Origin of the sequence: Pseudomonas brassicacearum, assembly GCF_003732225.1 — a bacterium.
Taxonomy (GTDB): Bacteria; Pseudomonadota; Gammaproteobacteria; order Pseudomonadales; family Pseudomonadaceae; genus Aquipseudomonas; species Aquipseudomonas brassicacearum_E.
In genome coordinates this window covers 214,836-230,527 of sequence record NZ_MOBJ01000009.1, presented here as the reverse complement: position 1 = coordinate 230,527, position 15,692 = coordinate 214,836, and the positions used below count along the sequence as shown (strand labels likewise).

The following is a 15,692-nucleotide window of genomic DNA, read 5'->3' as shown; positions in this document are numbered from 1 at the left end:
CTCCTTGTGCGTGGATAAATCAAATCGGGATATAGCGGATTAGAACGTTACGCCGGCGACCAGCACGATATTGCAGTACGGCTGACATTCGCCCGTACGAACAATCGCCCGCGCCTGTCGGCTAAGAAGCTTGAACTCGTCATGACTCAGCAACCGCCGCTGGCCCATCGCAGCCTTGGCCGTCAGCTCGTCGATCGCCTGCAGCGCCGGCGGCTGCTTGAGCAGGATTTCTTCGGCCAGCACATGGCTTTCCACCTGCATTTCACTGAGCACGACGTTCAAGGTACTGACAAAGTCCGGAATGCCTTGGGTCAACGCCAGGTCGATCAACTCAACCCTGGGCGGCACGGGCAGACCGGCATCGCCAATCACCAGCATGTCGCCATGACCCAGAGAAGCAATCAGCCGCGACAACGCGATATTGAGCAAAGGTGTTTTTTTCATGGTGCTTTAAAAGCCTGTACGTCTGACAAGGAAGGAATCGAGGGTTGCGCACCGGCCCGCGTCACCGACAAGGCTGCCGCAACCTGACCAAAACGAATGGCCCAGGCTTCGCTTTTGCCAGAGGCCAACGCCGCTGCAAACCCGCCGACAAAGGTGTCACCGGCCGCCGTGGTGTCGACGGCCTTGACCTTGGGCGCCGGAAAATGCTCAACACTTTGCCCATTGGCGAACAATGAACCCTGGGCCCCCAATGTGATGATGACCTTGCCGGCACCCGCAGCGATCAATTGGTTCGCGGCCAGTTCGGCGCTCTCCAGTGAGTCCACCGGCAAACCGCTCAGGGCCGACGCTTCGCCTTCATTGGGGATCAGGTAATCGATTGACGAATACCAATCGGCTGGCAATGGACCGGTAGCCGGCGCCGGATTGAGGATCACCGTTTTGCCTAGCTCACGACCGCGCTTGAGGACATAGCCGACAGTCTGCATCGGCACTTCAAGCTGACAAATGATCACGTCGGCTGCCGCAAGCACCGCATCGAACCCGGCAACCACGCCAGGTGTCAGCAGACTGTTGGCGCCCGCAACGATGACAATCGCATTCTGGCTGCTGTCATCGACCACGATCAGTGCCACGCCGCTGGAACCCTCGACCGATGTCAGCGCCCGGCAATCGATCTGTTCTGCGAGCAGCGCAGCGCGCAATTGCCCGCCATAAGCATCGTTACCCACGCAGCCGATCATCGACACCTGCGCACCGAGCCGGGCAGACGCGACCGCCTGATTAGCGCCCTTGCCGCCCGACACGGTGGCAAACGACTTGCCATGCAGCGTTTCTCCAGCACGCGGCAGCCGCTGGGCGCGGGTCACCAGGTCCATGTTCAGACTGCCTACAACCACTACTTTTGCCGGCATACATCACTACTCATCAATTCGCTTCAGCGGTATTGGTCGAATACGCCGGCCAGCGGCGCGGTCGACTCTCGCATGACAATACTGGGCGTCACGATTCGTTGATCGATAGCCAGTTCAGGTATCGCGATCCGCCGCAACAGTACCTCCGCAGCCATTTCGCCAAGCTGCAGGATCGACTGGCCTACGGTGGTCAGCGCCGGATAGACATAACGGCTCATCTGAATATCGTCGAAACCAATGACCGACAGCTCGCTCGGCACCCGGATATTGCGCTCGGCAGCCGCCCGCAGTACGCCGATACCGATCATGTCGTTACCGGCAAAGATCGCGCTGGGCGGGTTCTTTTCCAGCAAGATTGCGGCTGCGTTGTAACCGCCGGTGCTGGTGAAGTCGCTTTCGAGCATCCGCTCTCTCGGCACTTCGACGCCCGCCTCTTTCAAGGCGCGGCAATAACCTGCCAGACGCATCTGCGCCACACTGGTATGCGCCGGCCCGCCGATAGTGGCGATGTCACGATGGCCCAGCTCGAGCAAATGCCGGGTCGCAAGATAAGCACCGTATTCGTGATCGATGCGCACCAGGTCCGCATCAAGCCCCTCCAACCCACGGTCGACGATCACCATCGGCGTACGCACGCCGGCCAGCCCTTGTGCCAGCCCGCTATCACCACCTGCGGACGCGACAATCAGCCCGTCGATGCGTTTTTCCAGCAGCACGCGCAGGTAACTGCGCTGCTTGTCCGGGTTGTCGTCGGAGTTGCAGAGGATCACGCAATAGCCATTACGCTCACAGTAATCCTCGATGCCACGGGCCAACTCCGCGAAGTACGGGTTGAGACTGTTGGGTACCAGCAGGCCGATGGTCGCAGTGGTCTTCGCTTTCAGCGAGCGCGCGACGGCGCTGGGCACGTAGTCCAGGCTTTTGATCGCGGCCTCGACCTTCAACCGAACCTCTTCACTGACCGGCCGGGTCTTGTTCACCACATGGGAAACCGTGGTGTAGGAAATCCCCGCGAGCGCTGCCACATCCTTGATCGTTGCCATGATTCAGCTCCGTCGACTTGCACGTTGGCTACGGTAGGTATCCAGCACCACCGCGACTACGATCACCGCACCGGTGATGATGCGCTTGGTTGGCTCGGTCGCACCGATCTGTGCCAGCCCGGCAGCCAGTACAGAAATAATCAAAACACCAAAGAACGTGCTGATGACCGAGCCGCGACCACCCATCAGGCTGGTGCCACCGATCACCACGGCAGCGATGACTTGCAGCTCCAGGCCGGAACCGGCATTCGGGTCCGCCGCTTCCAGACGCGAGATCTGGAACAGCGCGGCCACACCTGCCAGCAACCCCATCAGACTGAACACCAGAATCTTGTAGGGTTTTGGGTTGATACCCGCCAGACGCACGGCTTCTTCGTTGGTGCCGATGCCGATCAGGTAGCGACCGAACACGGTGCGGGTCAACACCGCCTGAGCGATGAAGATGACCAGCAACGCAATGATGAACGACGGCGAAATACCAAAGGCAATCGGATTGGACAGCCAGGCAAAGGCATCACCAATGTAGGCCGTGCGCGAGCCGGTCATCTGATAGGCAACGCCGCGAGCCATTTCCAGCACACCCAGCGAAACGATGAACGACGGAATGCGCCAGGCCACGGTGATCGAACCGGTGATGGTCCCGGCCAATGCGGCAGCGGCCATACCCAACAGCGCCGCCGACAAGACACTCCAGCCCCAGCCGAGTATCGCCACACTGACGGTCGACGCCGCCAAGGCCAACACCGAGCCTACCGAGAGGTCGATGCCGCCGATGATCAACACAAACGTCATGCCGACCGCCAGCACCATCAAGTCCGGGATCTGGTTGGCCAGCGTGCTGAAGGTTTCGTAAGAGAGGAAATGGCTGCTCAAGACCGAGAACAGCATAATCATCGCCAGCAAGGCACCGGCCAGGCCCAGATAGGTACCGAGGCCGTAAAAATTGCCACTACGTTTGCCAGCAGACAGTGCGGTTGTCATGGGAGATCCCTAGGCGCTGCTTCATTGAGCAACGCATCACGTTTTTGGTAGCCGGCAAAAGCGGCGGCAAGCAAATCATCCTGAGTCCAGCTGTCGCGCTCGAAGGTGTCGATCAAACGACCGGCAGACAACACGCCGATGCGGTCGCAGATCAACATCAATTCGCGCAGATCACTGGACACCACCACCAGCGCCTTGCCCTGACGCGTCAGCTCGCCGAGCAATGCGTAAATATCAAACTTGGCACCGACATCGATGCCGCGAGTCGGCTCATCGAACAACAGCACCGAACACTCGCGCTCAAGCCAGCGACCGATCACGACCTTCTGCTGATTGCCGCCCGACAATTCTGAAACCAGTTGCGCAGGGCTGGAGCTGCGAATGCGCATAGCGTCGATCTGACGTTGCGCCAGCGCCATCTCGTCACCCGGATTGACGAAGCCGCCACTGGAGATCACCGGCATATTGCCCAGGGCAATATTGGCGCTGATCGACTGAGTCAGCAGCAGGCCTTCGCCTTTGCGATCTTCGGTGATCAGGGCAATCCCGTGACCGACCGCATCGGCGGGCGAACGGATGCTCACCACTTGCGCCGGAGAACCGAGAGCGACCGTGCCACTGTCTGCCGCATCGGCGCCGAAGATCAGGCGCAGCAGTTCTGTGCGCCCTGCCCCGATCAATCCGGAAATCCCGAAAATTTCGCCGCTGCGCACCTCGAAAGACACATCACGAACCTTGTCCGAACGGCTCAGCCCTTTGACGGTCAGGGCCGGAGCACCGATTTGCCGTGGGCCGAGGTCGATGTGCTCACCCAACTCGCGGCCAACCATCAGATTGACCAGTTGCTCGCTGTTATAGTTGGCCATGGGTTCGACGCAGACCAGATTGCCGTCACGCAACACGGCAATCCGCTGAGCAACCCTCGCCAGTTCTTCCAGACGATGGGAAATGTAAATGATCGCCACGCCGCGGGCTTGCAGACGGGTGATTTGCTCAAAGAGCATCTCGACCTCACGAGCCGTCAGCATCGCGGTCGGCTCATCGAGTATCAGTACATGGCAGTCGCCGATCAGGTTGCGAGCGATCTCGACCATTTGCTGATGACCGATCCCCAACTCACCGACCAGCGTGTCCGGATCGATCGCATCGAGCCCGACCTGAGCCATTGCCGCGATTGCCGCTTTGCGCAGTTGCTTGCGGCTGATCCATCCGCCATTGCTGGGCAGATTATCGAGAAACAGGTTTTCGGCGACGGACAAGGTCGGCAGCAGATTGAGTTCTTGCATGACCATGCGAATGCCCAGCTCTTCAGCCTGGGTTCGGCTGCCGGGACGGTAATCGCGCCCCTGGAACTGCATCTGGCCGGTGGTCGGAGCGACCAGCCCGCCAATGATTTTCGACAGCGTACTTTTGCCTGCACCGTTCTCGCCGGTCAACGCCAGCACTTCACCACGCATCAGCGTCAGGTCAATGCCGGTCAACACCGGTTGCGCGTACGTCTTGCCGATACCGCTGACCGAAAGGACTGCGTTCGGGGCACAAACTGACATAAAAAGCTCTCCATGCGCTCGCCCTTGCGAGCAGGCGCCGTTGTGTCGCCAGAATGACTATTTGGTAACCAGCTCAACCGGAGTTTCGATTACGCCGTTGGTGCCGCTGTCGACCTTTTCACCCTTGAGCATTTTCAGCGCGGTTTCAATGCCGAACACTGCTTGTTTGGCGGCAAACTGATCGGCAGTCGCCAATACGCGGCCGTCCTTGAGCATCGGCTTGATGGCATTGATGTTGTCGTAACCGACCACTTGCACCTTGCCCGCCTTGCCTGCTGCGCGCACCGCAGAAACGGCACCGACGGCCATGCTGTCGTTACCCGCCAGCAGCGCCTTGATTTGCGGGTATTCGCTCAGCATCGACGAGGCAACCTGGTTGCCCTTGTTGATTTCCCAGTCGCCGGATTGCAGGGACACGACCTTGACCTGCGCCGCTTCCATCGCATCCTTGAAGCCAGCGGTGCGTGCCTGGGCGTTGGAGGTGGTGGAAACGCCTTCGATGATGCCGACTTCGTCACCGGCCTTCAGTTGCCTGGCGAGGTACTCGCCGACCAGACGCGCGCCTTTGCGGTTGTCCGGACCTACGAAGGGCACACTGAGGTTTTTGCTTTTGAGTACTGCCGGGTCGAGCTGGTTATCAATGTTGATGACGGTGATACCCGCGTCGACGGCTTTCTTGATCACCGGCACCATCGCTTTCGAATCAGCGGGGGCGATCACCAGCGCATTGACCTTGGAGACGATCATCTGCTCGACAATGCGGATCTGATTGGCGGTGTCGGTTTCGTCCTTGATCCCGTTGGAGATCAGCTCGAAATCGCCGGGATGTTCTTTCTGGTAAGCCTTGGCGCCATCTTCCATGGTCAGGAAGAATTCGTTGGCCAGGGACTTCATGACCAGCGCGACTTTAGGTTTTTCAGTGTCGGCGAAGGCCGAAGAGAGGGGCAAAGCAGCGGATGCGGCAGCCAGCATAGCGACAGCGAGAAGACGTCCAGCGAATGGCAGCTTCATGAGTTCACTCCGATCTTATGATTATTGTGAGCAACGCTTGCACTGCATACGCTTCAAATCCGTTCACCAGCGCTCAGATTCGCGGGAACGAGGATCGCCGTGCCAACGGAGTCAAACCGTCGACAGGGCCGCGCAAACGTTTGCGTAGACCGAACTATGCGAACCCTGCTGACATTTGTCAACGGTCAGAAAAAGCCGTTTTGTGGGACGGTTGGCAAAAGCCGGCAATGCGCATCACGCCGTCGTGTTGACCATCGATCCGCTATTGGCACCCTTGGCCAGTTCCTTGACCAGGTTGGCGGTCACCTCCATTAGCGCACCGTTGGTGTTAGCGATCTGCCCCTGAATCGCCATGACCGCGGTGGTCTTGGCTTCCGGCGTCGGATATGACGCGGCCTGGGCCGCTGCCAGTTGCTGTTGTTGCTGACGCAGTTGCTCTTGCAGTTCCTTCATGCGTTGGAGCAGTAATTTCACCGTGATGCTGACGCTCCCACCGTCATCCTCTTTGGTCTCCGTGCCCTGGCTTTGCCCTACCGGACCCGTCCTGACTTGCTTGCTGTCACCCTCCTTGCTACCCACCAGTTGCGTCGCGGCGTCTGCCGTGGCGTCGCTCAATGCGTTGACGGTAGCGAGCGACTTGCCGCCGATGGTGATGCCGCCAGCGTTTGGAAAACCGACAACAATGGACATGTGAACTCCTTAAAAAAATGATCCTTGAAGGGTCATCGACCTTTGGCCGGTTTTCTTTAGCGCTAATTCCCTGTCAAAAATGCGGGAATTCACGACTATTTCTGTAGGAGTTTTCGGGCATCCGAACACTCACCTGGCACATATTCGGAAAACCGGACGACGGAAGCCTCGAGCTCAATCGCCAATAAGCAATAAGTTGATATAAATCATAATGTTAAAAGAATTTTCAATCCAAAGTATGACTGGTACAGATCCTGCTCTTACTGGGTACCCCGGCATACAGATCTGCTTGGGGTGTTTCTAGATGAACCTGCATCAGCACCGTCATCACTATTAGAGAGAAAACAATGAAATCTGCCTTCAATACCTTTATTCCGGGCGCTTTGGCCCTCCTGCTGCTCCTCCCGACAGCACTGCAAGCAAAAGAAGTCGAAGCCAAACAGAAACTGGCAAACGTGGTAATCCTCGCTACCGGCGGCACGATTGCCGGTGCTGGCGCCAGTTCAGCCAACAGCGCTACGTACCAGGCTGCAAAAGTCGGGATCGAGCAATTGATCGCCGGCGTCCCTGAACTGAGCCAATTGGCCAACGTTCGCGGCGAGCAAGTGATGCAAATCGCCTCCGAGAGCATCACCAACGAAAACCTGCTGCAACTGGGGCGCCGCGTAGCCGAATTGGCCGACAGCAAAGACGTCGATGGCATCGTTATCACTCACGGCACCGATACCCTGGAAGAGACCGCCTACTTCCTGAACCTGGTGGAAAAAACCGACAAGCCGATCATCGTTGTTGGCTCGATGCGCCCAGGCACCGCGATGTCGGCTGATGGCATGCTCAACCTGTACAACGCCGTTGCCGTAGCGAGCAGCAAAGACGCCCGTGGCAAAGGTGTGCTGGTAACCATGAACGACGAGATTCAGTCGGGTCGTGATGTCAGCAAAATGATCAACATCAAGACCGAAGCGTTCAAAAGCGCCTGGGGCCCATTGGGCATGGTGGTCGAAGGCAAATCCTATTGGTTCCGCTTGCCAGCCAAGCGTCACACCATGGATTCGGAATTCGACATCAAAACCATCAAGAGCCTGCCTGACGTCGAAATCGCCTATTCCTATGGCAATGTCGACGGCACTGCTTACAAGGCCCTGGCTCAATCTGGCGCCAAAGCCATCATCCATGCCGGCACCGGCAATGGCTCGGTGTCTTCGCGCGTCGTTCCAACCTTGCAAGCACTGCGCAAGGATGGCGTGCAGATCATTCGCTCGTCTCACGTCAATGCTGGCGGCTTTGTCCTGCGCAACGCCGAACAGCCTGACGACAAGTATGACTGGGTCGTTGCGCATGACCTGAACCCGCAGAAAGCTCGCATCCTGACGATGGTTGCACTGACCAAGACTTCGGACAGCAAAGAACTGCAACGGATGTTCTGGGAATACTGATTGATTGCGTCCGGCCTGATCCGGTCGGACGCTTGCCACACCCACTCGCCCGCTTGGGCGAGTGACCTGCCCTCCCGCCCCCCGCCATTTCTTCGGAAGAATTTCCAACCGGTTTACACCAAACGGAAAAACTCGCTGTCAGACGATCTTCTTGAGTTTTAAGCAGTTGCGAAATTGCCCACAGTTAAATACTGTATGCACGTACAGCTTAATAAGGATTACTCAGTGGCCACGACCTCTTCAGCAGCGACCAACCCTCCAGGCTCTTATGAACGACTCGGTTTGCGCGTTCAAAAAATCATCAACTCCCCGACCGCCCAAAAAGCCAAGGCAGCCTTGATCTTTCGCCTCCCTGACGAGCCGGTAGATGAATGGGAACGCTTGCTTGAGGAAATCGCCGAGAACGACAACGTCACCCTCGCTTACCGCGACGATGGCGGCGTGCAGATTTTCTGGGTTGTGCCGAAGGAAGACTGAGTCAATGATTGTTCGTTGTATTGTTTTGCTGTTGCTCCTCGTTGCCGCCGCGGCTCAGGCGGATGCGCCACGGACCTTCAATGAGGCGAAAAAAGCCGCCTGGAAACTCTACGCCCCACAGTCCACCGAGTTCTATTGCGGCTGCAAATACACAGGCAACCGGGTCGATCTAAAGGCCTGCGGTTACGTACCACGAAAAAACGCCAACCGCGCTGCACGTATCGAATGGGAGCACATCGTTCCCGCATGGCAAATCGGTCACCAACGCCAGTGCTGGCAACAGGGTGGTCGCCAGAACTGCACACGTCACGACCCGACCTATCAACGCGCCGAGGCCGATCTGCACAACCTCGTGCCAAGCATCGGCGAGGTGAACGGGGACCGCAGCAACTTCAGTTTCGGCTGGCTTCCCGTGCAATCCGGTCAATACGGTTCGTGCCTGACCCAAGTCGACTTCAAGGCAAAGAAGGTCATGCCTCGTCCATCTATTCGCGGAATGATCGCTCGCACCTATTTCTACATGAGCAAGCAATACGGGTTGCGTCTGTCCAGGCAGGATCGGCAACTCTTCGAAGCCTGGAACAAGACTTACCCGGTGCAAAGCTGGGAGCGCCAACGCAATCAGAGCGTGGCGTGCGTGATGGGGCGCGGCAATGAGTTCGTCGGCCCCGTCGACATGAAGGCCTGCGGATAACAGGCACCAGAATCAGTTATTGAGCCGCGCTGTGCTCAACGACCATTGATTCGATATTCATCTTCTTCGCCTTGGCCAGGGCTGCGATCAGCTCGACCTGCCTTGCCTCGGCTTCGGCTTTTGAGTTGAACGGCCCGACCAGCACACGCTGTTTGCCGTCTTGCGTTACCACGTAGGAAACAAAACTGTGCTCGATCAGCCAGCCGGTGAGATCACTGATCGCCTGCACGGTCTCGCCCTGAACCAGAACATCCCATTGTGGCGCAGCCGCCGCTGCGGATGCAGAGACAACCGGCACCTGAGGTTTTTTCGACTCCCCGGTCTGTTCCTGGCCACATCCCGTCAATACCAATACCGCGACCACCAACGCCATTTTGCGCACAACTTTTCCCTCGGAATGCCAAAGCCAGGATTTTATCACCCAAAAATGCCTCACGACCCAGTAAACAGGCGTCAAAACAACGAGAATGATGTTTCTCGCCTCTGTATAGTCGCACCTTGGGAATTAATGCAGCGTCTGCGCGTCAGAAAGAGGCACCCAAACCGTGACACTTCGCACTAATCTATAGGTACTACCGACATCTGCATTGTTTGAGTCAGGTGCCCTACAAAGCTATCAAGGAGAAGATCATGCTGATACTCACCCGCAAAGTCGGTGAAAGCATAAACATCGGTGATGACATTACAATCACCATTCTGGGCGTTAGCGGCCAGCAGGTCAGAATCGGCATCAATGCCCCGAAAGACGTTGCGGTGCATCGAGAAGAAATCTACCAGCGTATTCAGGCCGGTCTTACTGCGCCGGACAAGCGCGAAACCCCCTGAACCCCGCCAGCAATCAGTAGCCAGCCCTTTCTCTTACAGCAACGGCTGGCTAAAGATTCTGCGCACTACCGCTCCGCACTCCTTTCTCCATGGCAACCACGCACGCCCAATCGGCCTCAGACTGTCGCTGAAAAGGTGAAGCCGATATTAACGACATCACCATGAGCCTTGCTGTCAGACAATTCGGATTCAGCCCGGCGAAAACCTCACAATCGGCGTGGACGCTCCAGTCCATTGCGCAACGATAGCCAACTATCCGAACGTCACGCCTCGCGCCATGCCTGTCGCCGCCACAACCATCAAGATAATCAACAGCGCCTCGATATGACTGATGCGCGCAAAGAGCCTGGACCTCCCGACATCAATCGGCGTACCTCGACTCAAAGCGATCCGCCATTTGATCAAGGCCACCATCGGCGCAATCTCGAGCAACAGGATGATGACGAACAAGGTCATTTTCAGATGGAACAGTGGCTGATGCAGGTAATAGTCCGAACCCTTTTCGTACCCGCCAAAGGCACGAATCCCACCGGTAATCAGAAGAATCGCCGCAGAGATTCCCCAAAAGTTATCTGCCAGCAAGACACTACGAGCCCCCGCGCCATCCAGGGCAACCCGACGGAACGCCATACCACGCGTAAGCACTCCCCAAAGTGCCAGGCCATAGGCCAAGAGATGGACCGCGGCAAGAAACCAGTGAACCAGCATCGATTTGCTCCCCATTCAAGACGAAAAAAATATCGGCCTGTCAGTAGTAGCCCAAAACGTCTGGCTTCGCTCACAAGCCAAGCAACCACCCCGCCCCTCTCGCCTTCGGCTAGCCGCGATCAATCCGGCACACAACTGCTTTTTTTCTGGCGTTTCGTCGCCATTTGGTTGATTGGGTTTGAGCCACGGAGCACACTCCAACGAGCTGAAGGATCAGCGCCCCTATCGATAAAAAGCCCGTTCAGATACGGGTTTTTTTTCGTCCGTGATTTGCTGGATTCCTCCTCCTGAAGCTGAAGCAGTTCCGCCGGATTGCGACCCGATACGAGTGATTAGCCAGGAATCATCAGGCGATGTTCGAGCCTCGTTTCAGCCTGCATTTGACTGGCCTGATTGAGAACGCTCCATGACTTGGTGGACGGGTGAATTGTCGCATACGCAAGCAAAAGCCATCTTCAGCGTGATGGCAATCCCGGTCGGCAGGCACGCTCGATTGCCTCCCAGTCAGGCGGTCTGGTTGTCACGGCATATCTCGGGGGTAGAATTAGTGGTGGATTGCCGGCATCAGTGAGACTGAGTCCTTCGAGGGCAACACCATGCAAACGACTGAAGATGCGATCATTGCAGCAGCAAGACTGCGCGCCGCAAGCCGGGGAGATAACGAGGTCCTGGCTGCAGCTTCAGCACTCGAAGCCGTGGAAACCCTGAAAAAGTCTTTAACGGGAGACAAGTACCAAGAGGCTCTCGAAAGGCTGTATCTCGAGTACACAAACTCCTGATCTACCCGTCATTCACTCACCTGCTGAACAGATTTTGATCGATCGGCGGGAAACACTCGAGAGTGGCCAGATCAATCAGCGTGAAGTGCCCGCCCATCCCGCCGCCAGTGTCGATGTGGTAGACGTTGCCCAGCACCGCCGGCTGATAGACCACCGTATGGCCGACGATCACCGCCCTGATACCACTGACGCCAGTGTCGTTTTCGTTGGTAATGCGCGTACGCGACCACTGGCAGATCGTTTGGACACTACGCTGCATCGCGCTTTGCTCGAGCTCAAGGGCCCTAGTCATTTGCGCCCAATCATCGAACGGGCAATCGGCATGCACGATCCCCACCAGCCCCATTGGCGTCATCACCTCAATAGCGATAGGCAGTTCGGCGAACAGATCGACATAGAAGGCCTGCTCGGCGGTGGGCCGACCGTACAACCAGGCGCCACCGTTGATTATGTGCATGTAACTGGCCTGGCCTTTATGGCTGAACCGATGGGCATCGATCGCCATCTGCTCATGATTGCCCTGCACGGCAAAGAACCACGGCTTGGCCAGCCACGCGTCGACATCAGTAGATTCGGGGCCGCGATCAACCAAATCGCCAACACTGAACAGGCGATCGGTTGCGGGGCTGAAGCCGACAGCATCAAGCGCAACCTGAAGCTTGGTGAAATGGCCGTGAATATCACCCACGGCAAAGTCACGGCCAACGGTGTTGATTGTGAAACGCTGAACCTGGGTCATGCTGCCACCCCCCGACACCTTCATAAGGCCCTTTCAATCCAGTGCACTTGGGTTTCGGCCAGTGCGCGGATCAAATCGCGGTCGGTGAATTGCCTCGCTTGCAGCTCTTATGCTACCCCCTTGAAGGCTTCGAACTCAGCCATTTGCGAGGGTAAATGTCGACATGAAGATGTAAAAGCCTTATTCAGGACGGGACACACCCCTGCTTGGCTTTGGAGGCGCGTCAGGGCACTCATCGGCCCATCGCGTGACAGTCATGTCTTCAGTTGCTCCCCGATAGTGTCGATGCGCAGACAAGCGCCGTTCTTCGCGTAGAACAAGATGCAACGCGAGCTGTCCCAGGAGCATGAGTCGACCTCAAAGAACTTGCGTGCAGTCAGCTCCAGCTCCGCTCCACTGTATTCATATCCATCGGTGGCATGCATTCGCGTCGGCTTCCATCCTTGTTTGACGAGCTTGGTCCTGGCCGCGACCAAAGGCTCGCCGACGGCAATGCCAGCCGGTCCGTGCCTGTCGTTCGTCACCTCCGGAATCTTGGGGTGCCGCGGCTCTCAGCCGATCCTGCTACAGGAGCAGTCTACCTCTGATCAATTTCGATCTTCTGAGCGCCAAGGCCAAAGTTCCTACGAACAATTTCATGTCGTTCCTTCATTGAGATATGGCGAGACCTTATCACCGACGCATTCGCCTGTACGAATCGCCAGTAACACCCTGCCGCCCTCGGATAGTAGCCTCCAGCCTCCACATGGATGAACCTGGAGACATAAATGGGCAAGTGGGCAGCGATCGATCTCAGGATATGCACAGACTTACGAAATCTCCCTTATCGGGCCGAACCGGAAGACGATATCCACCCAATGATATGGCTGAGCAAGGAGCCTGGCCGCATTGAGGAAATACCCGAACTACAGCGAGACCCCAAGCTGAAAGCCTTGGTTACCGCTATCAACAACTCCGGTCTGAGATTCGAGACCTTCAGCTGCGCATCACAAATAGAAGGCGTAGATGGCGTCTTCTGTTCAGTCTTTGGCGTTGGCTTTATCTACCGAGATCGTCGTGCGTTCCAGGATTACGGCGCCCAACTCATGGTTGCCGGTGAGATTCTCGGTTTTGTGGCGGATAGCGACACATTCCCAGATCAGGCGCGTCCGTTCGCCATTGAAATCCACAGGATCCACCTGAAAGAAGAGAACCTGACAGGCTGGTCGGTTGATGTGTGGCATGAGTCCCGCTCTGCTCATGAGGCGGATGTGAAAAGCCAAGCCGCAAAGGCTCTAGACTTCCTGACCAGTGTCCTCGGGCCAAAGTCTGCATAGTATTTCCCCTTAAAGGATTTCCCCAGTCCTTTGCCTGCAAGCCCAAGGACTGGGATTGCGCCAATTTCGGCGCGAATAACGCAAGGAAAGTGAAAATGAGTGATACCCGTACAGCCGATCAGCGCTTGAGCGATCTTGAAACTGTCGTGAAAACCCTGATCATCTTCAACACGAATGCCATCTCCACACTGGGGCGAAGAGTTTCCGAGGGGAATCCAGCCATAGCAAACGTGATTGCTGCTGACTTGTCTGAACTGAAATCCCGCTCCTACGCCAACATCGACAAAGGGTTGTATGACAGCTACGTCGACAACCTGATTACAGGCATTACTGGAAAGGCTTAAACCCAGAAGCGTAAATGCGCCCGCACTGCGAGTCCTTGGTCAATATGACCTGCCAGTGATGAGCCAGTGTTGACTCGCCTGTTTCGGGTCGCGCGTTGTCGCGAATTACCACTCCGACAACGCGCACTCCCACCAGCTGTCAACGCGCTGAAAGGCTTCGAACTCAAGCTCCCATTCGCGCTCGCGTAGCCACAGTTTGGTCTGCGGTACCCTGTCATACCAGGCAGTCCAAAGTCCGCGCCACAAAGTGCAGATAAGCGAAAACGTGGCGGCCGGCGAGCGACCAACCTTCCACGAGATCCGCGCACTCGGTGCCTGGCTTTACGAACAGCAAGGTTTCGAGCAGGAGTATATCCAGGGCTTGATGGGGCATGCGGACGTGAAGAAGACGAAACACTATCAGGAGGGGCACGGCGAAAAATCTATCGAATACCAGGCGGTCAATGCAGACCTGAGAATCTGAACGCGGTGGTTCGTTTTTCCAAGGTATTTCCAAAGCCCAAACAAAAAGGGGCTCACCTTTCGGTGAACCCCTTCTAGACCGCCCAGCAGAGCGGATTTTGTTTGGTAGGCGCGATTGGACTCGAACCAACGACCCCCACCATGTCAAGGTCTGCTTGAGCAAGCTGCAAGCCTTGGTGCTCAAGGGTTTCACAGAACGCCCATTCACATTATGAGGCGTTAAAAATGGCCAATTTCCGCTTACTTCCGTCCGGCAACTGGAACGCTCAGGTACGGATAAAGGGCAAACCTCCCCAGTCGAAAACCTTCAGCAGCAAAGCTGAAGCAGAGTCATGGGCGAACCAGCTCGAAGCCGTGACGATGGATCGCAAGCACCACACCATTTATACGCTGGGCATGACTTACTGCGAAACGATGCTCAAGGGAAAAGGCAGCTACGACCATGCACTGAAGATCGTGGAACATCTAGGCAGGCACTTCACTCAGCCTATTCACGAAATCACGCCGCAGATGATCAATGACTTCAAGATCATGCGACTGAAGAAGGTGAAGCCATCCACGTGCAGGACGCAGCTCGCATTCATGTCGCGGTTCTACCGATTCGCAAAACGCGGCTTGCTGATCGACATTCACAACCCTATAAGCGATATCGCACTCCCAAAGCCTGACCGGTCTTCTGACAAGGTAATCCGTGCAAGCGAGCTTGAGCGACTGCTGGCGAAGTTATCTCCCACCATGAAGCTCATTGTTGAGCTTGCTTATGAAACAGCGATGAGGCGCTCTGAAATCCTGAAGCTGACGAAAGACTGCCTGCACCTCAATGAGCGTATTGCCGACGTGATCGACGGGAAGAACGGAACGAGGTCTGTCCCCCTCACCCATCGTGCTGTTGAAATTCTTCAGCTCGCCGAACTCTGGGCCACCGTAGAACGCCATCCATATGGCTTGATCTTCACTGTCACACCCCACGCCGTCTCTCAGGCTGTGCGTCTGGCACGCGTAAAGGCTGGACTTGATAGCAGCGTCAGGTTGCACCAGCTCAGGCACACCAGAATCACCAATGTGGCGAAGAAAGGATTCAACAACGCCCAGATCATGATCGTCTCAGGACACAGAGATACTCGATCCGTAGCGCGTTACTCTCACTTGAACGTCAGAGATGTGCTGCACCTTATTGATTGACCAACCGAATGGGCTGCCAGCCTCGATTAACTGAAGGGGTGGCGGCCTCGAAAACTCGTCAAAAACCATCGATAAACCCAAGCATAACCTGCACTGA

The 15,692-nt window shown here is 56.6% G+C and carries 19 protein-coding genes and 1 tRNA gene; 9 read left to right on the top strand and 11 right to left on the bottom strand.

Translation table 11 applies throughout. From position 1 onward, the window contains the following. Positions 1–39: 39 nt before the first annotated feature. The 7 genes from rbsD to BK659_RS14675 form a co-directional block, all read right to left on the bottom strand. Complete coding sequence (gene rbsD, locus BK659_RS14705) at positions 40–444, bottom strand: D-ribose pyranase (protein ID WP_123425770.1); 405 nt, start codon at positions 442–444, stop codon at positions 40–42. Further along, the gene (gene rbsK / locus BK659_RS14700; RefSeq protein WP_123425769.1) at positions 441–1,358 is read right to left on the bottom strand and encodes a ribokinase; all 918 of its coding nucleotides are present in this window, start codon (positions 1,356–1,358) and stop codon (positions 441–443) included. The genes rbsD and rbsK overlap by 4 nt, the downstream gene beginning before the upstream one ends. Positions 1,359–1,381: 23 nt before the next feature. Then, on the bottom strand, positions 1,382–2,401 hold the full coding sequence (locus BK659_RS14695) for a LacI family DNA-binding transcriptional regulator (RefSeq protein WP_123425768.1): 1,020 nt from the start codon (positions 2,399–2,401) through the stop codon (positions 1,382–1,384). 3 nt (positions 2,402–2,404) lie between these two features. Then, the gene (locus BK659_RS14690) at positions 2,405–3,382 is read right to left on the bottom strand and encodes an ABC transporter permease (RefSeq protein ID WP_123425767.1); all 978 of its coding nucleotides are present in this window, start codon (positions 3,380–3,382) and stop codon (positions 2,405–2,407) included. After that, complete coding sequence (locus BK659_RS14685) at positions 3,379–4,932, bottom strand: sugar ABC transporter ATP-binding protein (RefSeq protein WP_123425766.1); 1,554 nt, start codon at positions 4,930–4,932, stop codon at positions 3,379–3,381. Before BK659_RS14685 ends, BK659_RS14690 begins: the two co-directional genes overlap by 4 nt. Positions 4,933–4,989: 57 nt before the next feature. Beyond that, positions 4,990–5,943 (bottom strand): sugar ABC transporter substrate-binding protein, encoded by a 954-nt coding sequence (locus BK659_RS14680; RefSeq protein ID WP_123425765.1) that lies wholly within the window; start codon positions 5,941–5,943, stop codon positions 4,990–4,992. A 234-nt stretch (positions 5,944–6,177) separates the two neighbouring features. Next, positions 6,178–6,633 carry a hypothetical protein gene (locus tag BK659_RS14675; RefSeq protein WP_123425764.1) on the bottom strand — a complete coding sequence of 152 codons (456 nt, stop codon included), beginning with the start codon at positions 6,631–6,633 and terminating at the stop codon, positions 6,178–6,180. Positions 6,634–6,980: 347 nt separating this feature from the next. Here BK659_RS14675 and BK659_RS14670 point away from each other — a divergent pair, with 347 nt between their 5' ends. The 3 genes from BK659_RS14670 to BK659_RS14660 all read left to right on the top strand — a co-directional run bounded on the left by BK659_RS14670 (position 6,981) and on the right by BK659_RS14660 (position 9,240). Next, the gene (locus tag BK659_RS14670) at positions 6,981–8,069 is read left to right on the top strand and encodes an asparaginase (RefSeq protein ID WP_123425763.1); all 1,089 of its coding nucleotides are present in this window, start codon (positions 6,981–6,983) and stop codon (positions 8,067–8,069) included. 195 nt (positions 8,070–8,264) lie between these two features. After that, a complete protein-coding gene (locus BK659_RS14665) occupies positions 8,265–8,546 on the top strand; it encodes a DUF1654 domain-containing protein (protein WP_123425762.1) in 282 nt (93 codons plus the stop codon). 4 nt (positions 8,547–8,550) lie between these two features. Continuing rightward, positions 8,551–9,240 (top strand): endonuclease, encoded by a 690-nt coding sequence (locus tag BK659_RS14660; protein WP_123425761.1) that lies wholly within the window; start codon positions 8,551–8,553, stop codon positions 9,238–9,240. A 16-nt stretch (positions 9,241–9,256) separates the two neighbouring features. On the opposite strand, the gene BK659_RS14655 is transcribed toward BK659_RS14660, so the two are convergent. Further along, positions 9,257–9,622: an SPOR domain-containing protein gene (locus BK659_RS14655; RefSeq protein WP_123425760.1), complete on the bottom strand. Its 366-nt coding sequence runs from the start codon at positions 9,620–9,622 to the stop codon at positions 9,257–9,259. A 248-nt stretch (positions 9,623–9,870) separates the two neighbouring features. Between BK659_RS14655 and csrA the strand changes: the two genes are divergently transcribed. After that, positions 9,871–10,065, top strand: coding sequence for a carbon storage regulator CsrA (gene csrA, locus BK659_RS14650; protein ID WP_007920550.1), 195 nt, complete (start codon positions 9,871–9,873; stop codon positions 10,063–10,065). Positions 10,066–10,317: 252 nt separating this feature from the next. On the opposite strand, the gene BK659_RS14645 is transcribed toward csrA, so the two are convergent. After that, positions 10,318–10,773 (bottom strand): DUF2214 family protein, encoded by a 456-nt coding sequence (locus BK659_RS14645; protein WP_123425759.1) that lies wholly within the window; start codon positions 10,771–10,773, stop codon positions 10,318–10,320. A gap of 596 nt (positions 10,774–11,369) precedes the next feature. On the opposite strand from BK659_RS14645, the gene BK659_RS14640 reads away from it, so the two are divergent. Beyond that, on the top strand, positions 11,370–11,552 hold the full coding sequence (locus tag BK659_RS14640) for a hypothetical protein (RefSeq protein ID WP_123425758.1): 183 nt from the start codon (positions 11,370–11,372) through the stop codon (positions 11,550–11,552). A gap of 16 nt (positions 11,553–11,568) precedes the next feature. Here the strand turns inward: BK659_RS14640 and BK659_RS14635 are convergent, their stop codons facing one another. Then, a complete protein-coding gene (locus BK659_RS14635; RefSeq protein ID WP_123426083.1) occupies positions 11,569–12,291 on the bottom strand; it encodes a metallophosphoesterase in 723 nt (240 codons plus the stop codon). A gap of 767 nt (positions 12,292–13,058) precedes the next feature. Between BK659_RS14635 and BK659_RS14625 the strand changes: the two genes are divergently transcribed. From BK659_RS14625 to BK659_RS14615, 3 genes are all read left to right on the top strand, one after another. Further along, positions 13,059–13,607, top strand: coding sequence for a hypothetical protein (locus BK659_RS14625; protein WP_123425757.1), 549 nt, complete (start codon positions 13,059–13,061; stop codon positions 13,605–13,607). Positions 13,608–13,702: 95 nt separating this feature from the next. Continuing rightward, the gene (locus BK659_RS14620; protein WP_123425756.1) at positions 13,703–13,951 is read left to right on the top strand and encodes a hypothetical protein; all 249 of its coding nucleotides are present in this window, start codon (positions 13,703–13,705) and stop codon (positions 13,949–13,951) included. A gap of 247 nt (positions 13,952–14,198) precedes the next feature. After that, entirely contained in the window at positions 14,199–14,414 is a 216-nt protein-coding gene (locus tag BK659_RS14615; protein WP_404942533.1) for a tyrosine-type recombinase/integrase, read from the top strand. A 102-nt stretch (positions 14,415–14,516) separates the two neighbouring features. Here the strand turns inward: BK659_RS14615 and BK659_RS14610 are convergent. Next, a tRNA-Val gene (locus BK659_RS14610) sits at positions 14,517–14,587 on the bottom strand. A gap of 51 nt (positions 14,588–14,638) precedes the next feature. Between BK659_RS14610 and BK659_RS14605 the strand changes: the two genes are divergently transcribed. Then, positions 14,639–15,595 carry a tyrosine-type recombinase/integrase gene (locus tag BK659_RS14605; protein ID WP_123425754.1) on the top strand — a complete coding sequence of 319 codons (957 nt, stop codon included), beginning with the start codon at positions 14,639–14,641 and terminating at the stop codon, positions 15,593–15,595. The last annotated feature ends 97 nt before the right edge of the window (positions 15,596–15,692 follow it).